Origin of the sequence: Albidovulum sp., from assembly GCF_049646345.1 — a bacterium.
In the GTDB taxonomy this organism is placed as follows: domain Bacteria; phylum Pseudomonadota; class Alphaproteobacteria; order Rhodobacterales; family Rhodobacteraceae; genus Albidovulum.
In genome coordinates, this window is sequence record NZ_JBARVQ010000795.1 from 1 (window position 1) to 4,144 (window position 4,144).

General features: G+C 65.7%; 4 protein-coding genes and 1 pseudogene. 4 read left to right on the forward strand and 1 reads right to left on the reverse strand.

From position 1 onward, the window contains the following. The 4 genes from WBB85_RS20885 to ccoS form a co-directional block, all read left to right on the forward strand. The coding region (locus WBB85_RS20885) for a FixG Ig-like domain-containing protein (RefSeq protein ID WP_432640506.1) at window positions 1-583 on the forward strand (583 nt) is incomplete at its 5' end. A 1-nt stretch (window position 584) separates the two neighbouring features. Further along, a complete protein-coding gene (locus WBB85_RS20890) occupies window positions 585-1,040 on the forward strand; it encodes a FixH family protein (RefSeq protein WP_432640507.1) in 456 nt (151 codons plus the stop codon). Next, the gene (locus WBB85_RS20895; RefSeq protein WP_432640508.1) at window positions 1,040-3,223 is read left to right on the forward strand and encodes a heavy metal translocating P-type ATPase; all 2,184 of its coding nucleotides are present in this window, start codon (window positions 1,040-1,042) and stop codon (window positions 3,221-3,223) included. The genes WBB85_RS20890 and WBB85_RS20895 overlap by 1 nt, the downstream gene beginning before the upstream one ends. Window positions 3,224-3,232: 9 nt before the next feature. After that, complete coding sequence (gene ccoS, locus WBB85_RS20900) at window positions 3,233-3,391, forward strand: cbb3-type cytochrome oxidase assembly protein CcoS (protein WP_432640509.1); 159 nt, start codon at window positions 3,233-3,235, stop codon at window positions 3,389-3,391. A gap of 7 nt (window positions 3,392-3,398) precedes the next feature. Here the strand turns inward: ccoS and WBB85_RS20905 are convergent. After that, a pseudogene (locus WBB85_RS20905) lies at window positions 3,399-4,144 on the reverse strand (hypothetical protein); the annotation flags it as partial.

Sequence of the window (4,144 nt, forward strand, 5' to 3'; positions counted from 1 at the left end):
GGAATGCATCACCTGCGCCTTGTGCATCGATGCCTGCGATGAGGTGATGGACCGGATCGGCAAGCCGCGCGGCCTGATCGGCTATATGGCCCTGAAGGATGAGACGGCCGAACGCGCGGGGCACGAGCCGAAGAATATCTGGAAACATGTCTTCCGGCCCCGGACGATCCTCTACACAACGCTCTGGTCCCTGGTGGGTGTCGCAATGATCGTCGCCTTGTTCATCCGCTCGCCCATCGATTTGAACGTGACGCCCGAACGCAATCCGATATTCGTGACGCTGTCAGACGGCTCGATCCGCAACACCTACACCTTGCGGCTGCGCAACAAGCACCCTGATGATCGGCCTTTCCGCATCTCGATCACCGCCGATGCAACGCTCAAGCTGGAGCTGGAGGGAACGGACAAGCTGGAGGTGATCGTTCCAGCAGATGCGACGCTGAGCCAGCGGCTCTACATCACCGCCCCTGCCGGAACATCGGGTGCTGTGGCTGAACGCAGCGACATCAGGCTCTGGATCAGCGACACTGTCGGCAATGACCGGGTCCATGCCGATACTGTCTTCAACGGAAAGGCGCAGTAAAATGAAAAGCGAATTGACGGGCCGTAAGGTCTTCGCGATCACTGCCTCGGCCTTCACGGTGATCATCGGCGTGAATGTGGTCATGGCGGTACAGGCGGTGCGGACCTTTCCGGGGCTTGAGGTCAGGAACTCCTATGTCGCCTCGCAAAGTTTCGAGGCCGAGCGCGCTGCGCAGGAAGCGTTGGGCTGGACCCTGACCGACAGCTATGCGGATGGCGAACTGCGCCTGTCGTTCCGCGATGCGGGCGGTCTGCCGGTAAAGGTCGAAGGGCTTTCGGCCACGATCGGACGCACGACCGAGGCGGCGAGCGACATTGTCCCTGAATTCGCCTGGCGGAATGGCGACTACATCGCGCCCGCCGATCTTGCCCCCGGCAAATGGATGGTGCTCCTGGAAGCTTTCGCCGCCGATGGAACCCGGTTCCACCAGCGGCTGGACATGTTCGTGAGCGGCTGATGTCCACTTCGGCCCCATCGGTTTCGGCCTGCCCCGCTTGCGTCGCCGCCCCCGCGGCAGAGGCAATCGCTGCAAGGCGGGCCGAGAAGGAGGCGGGGCTTGTCCTGTCGCTGCCGACCGCACATTGCGCCGTCTGTATCTCTGACGTGGAACGCACGCTTGCCGCTCTTCCGGGGGTCCGGTCCGCGCGGGTGAACCTTACGCTGAAGCGGGTGTCGGTCGCGGCGGCGCCGGGGGTGACGGCCGAGGGGCTGATCGACGCGCTGAAGGGCATCGGCTATCCGGCGCATGAGCTTGATCCCGGCCTGCTTTCGACGACCGAGACCGACCGGGCCGGGCGCGATCTGCTGATGCGGCTCGGCGTGGCCGGGTTCGCGATGATGAACATCATGCTTCTGTCGGTCGCGGTCTGGTCGGGGGCCGAGGCTGCGACACGCGATCTCTTTCACTGGATTTCCGCTGCCATCGCGCTGCCGACGCTGGCCTTTTCCGGTCAGCCATTCTTTGCCTCCGCCTGGGCATCCCTCAAGGCGCGGCGGTTGGGCATGGATGTGCCGATTTCGCTGGCGCTGATCCTTGCCTCATCGATCTCGCTTTATGAGACCTTCGCGGGCGGGCATCACGCCTATTTCGACGCCGCCGTCTCGCTTTGCTTCTTCCTGCTTGCGGGCCGCTATCTCGACTACCGCTCACGCGCCGCCGCGCGCTCAGCGGCCGAGGAACTGGCGGCACTCGAAGTGCCCCGCGCGACGCGGGTGACGGGCGGGATCGAAACCGTGGTGCCCATCGCCGAACTCACGGTCGGCGATCTGGTGCGGGTCAAGCCCGGTGCGCGGATGCCGGTCGACGGTGTGGTGACCGAGGGCACATCAGAGATTGACCGTTCGCTTCTGACCGGGGAAACCCTGCCGGTCTGGGCCGGGACAGGCAGTGCGGTCAGCGCGGGTGAGGTCAACCTGACCGGCCCGCTGACCCTGCGCGTGACGGCGGCGGGGCGCGACACGTCGCTGCACCGCATGGCCGATCTGGTCGCCGTCGCCGAAAGCGCGAAGACCTGCTACACCTCGCTCGCCGACCGCATGGCGCGGGCCTATTCACCGGTCGTGCATATCATGGCGCTCGGCGCTTTTTCGGTCTGGCTTTTGCTCACGGGCGATCTGCGGCTTGCGGTCAATATCGCGGCTGCCGTCCTGATCATCACCTGTCCCTGTGCGCTGGCACTGGCCGTTCCTGCGGTTGTCACCTCGGCCTCGGGCAAGCTCTTCCGCAAGGGCCTGCTGATCAAGGACGGCACCGCGCTCGAGCGGCTGGCAGAGGTCGATACGGTCATCTTTGACAAGACCGGAACACTGACCATGGGCGCGCCCGAACCCGCCGACCTGTCGGCTCACCCGCGCGCCGACCTTCAGATCGCCGCCGCCCTTGCAGAGGCCTCATCCCACCCGCTGTCACGCGCCTTGAGCGCTGCACTGACCGCTTTCGGTACCGGCAGGGCCGCAGTAACGGATATCCGCGAAGTGCCGGGCTATGGCGTCGAAGGGCGGCTTGACGGGCAATCGATCCGATTGGGCCGTGCCGAATGGGTGGGGGCGGAGCCGGTCGCGGGCACCGCGACCTATCTTGCCACGGGCAGAGGCCCCGCCCGTGCCTTAGCCTTCACCGACAGCCCGCGCCCCGGCGCGGAGGAGGCCGTGGCCGCGCTGAAGGCCGCGGGCAAACGGGTGATCCTGCTCTCCGGTGACACCGAGGTGCCCGTTGCCCGGCTGGCGCAGGACCTCGGCATCGCCGAATGGCAATCCGGCCAGCGCCCCGATCAGAAAGCGGCGCGCATTACGGCGCTGCAGGAAGGGGGCGCGCATGTGCTGATGGTCGGGGACGGGCTGAACGACACGGCAGCGCTCGCCTCGGCCCATGTCTCGATCTCGCCCGCTTCCGCGCTCGACGCGGCCCGTGTCGCCTCGGATATCGTCTTGCTTGGGCAGGACCTCGCGCCCTTGTCGGACGCGATCCGCATCGCCGGGCAGACCCGGACCCGGATCAAGCAGAACTTCGCGCTGTCACTGGCCTATAATGCCGTCGCCGTACCGGTGGCGCTGCTCGGCTTCGCCACGCCCTTGATTGCGGCCCTGGCGATGTCCACATCCTCGATCACCGTGTCGCTCAATGCGCTTCGGTTGAAGTAAGGTTTCCCGATGGAAATGCTCGCCCTGCTGATCCCGGTGTCGCTGTTTCTCGGCGGGATCGGGCTTGTGGCGTTCCTTTGGACGCTCCGGCATCGGCAATATGACGACCCGGACGGCGATTCCCACCGCATCCTCAGCGATGACTGGGACGATCACCCAAAACAATAGTCCGGGATCAGGGGCCGACCACGATGCATTCGGTTTGCCGCGCCTGCAACCGGCGGCAGGCAAGTGCGGCCATATCTTCGGTCATGCCGACGAAATTGGCGTCATAGCCGCCGCGTCGGGCCACGACCTTGCGCAACGCATCTTCCAATGTGTTGATCTCGACCAGCGCGGTTTTCAACAGCTGGCGCTCGGCGTCGTAGCGCGATCCGAAATGGCCGACATTGATCGACCATTGGCGACCGCCCGAGGTCGAGACACGGGTGACGACTTCAAGGCTCTGGGCCGGTGCCGGATCGGTTGAGGAGAGTGACGCCAGAACGATCTGTTCCGGCGCGGGTTCGGGGGCGCTCGCTGGGGCAGGGGCCGCGATGACGATCTCCGCCTCCGGCGCGACATCGGTTGCGGCCGGTTCAGCGGCGGCGGGAAGAACCTCGGGTGCGACCTGAGGCGCGGTTTCTGCATCGGCCACGACAATATCGGCTGCGACGACAACCGGGGATGGGACGGGACGCGGCGACGTTTCCGGCGCTTCGGCTGAAGCAAGCGCAAAGGCCACGGCAGCGGCGAGGGGATCGCTCTCCTCTTCGGTGGCCACCTCGGCTTCGGCCACGACCGCTGGTTCTGTCACCGTAGCATCCGGTTCCACCGGAGTGGCTTCAACGGCGGCCAGGGTTTCCGGCTGCGGCTCCGTCGTCTGAACGAATTCAGGTTCGGCAGGTTCGGGTGCTGCTTCGGCGACGACCACCTCTTCGA

Bases quoted from the DNA above. Each gene is read 5' to 3' on its own strand.
- WBB85_RS20890 (WP_432640507.1), top strand. From the start codon at position 585: ATGAAAAGCGAATTGACGGGCCGTAAGGTCTTCGCGATCACTGCCTCG.
- ccoS (WP_432640509.1), top strand. From the start codon at position 3,233: ATGGAAATGCTCGCCCTGCTGATCCCGGTGTCGCTGTTTCTCGGCGGG.
- WBB85_RS20895 (WP_432640508.1), top strand. From the start codon at position 1,040: ATGTCCACTTCGGCCCCATCGGTTTCGGCCTGCCCCGCTTGCGTCGCC.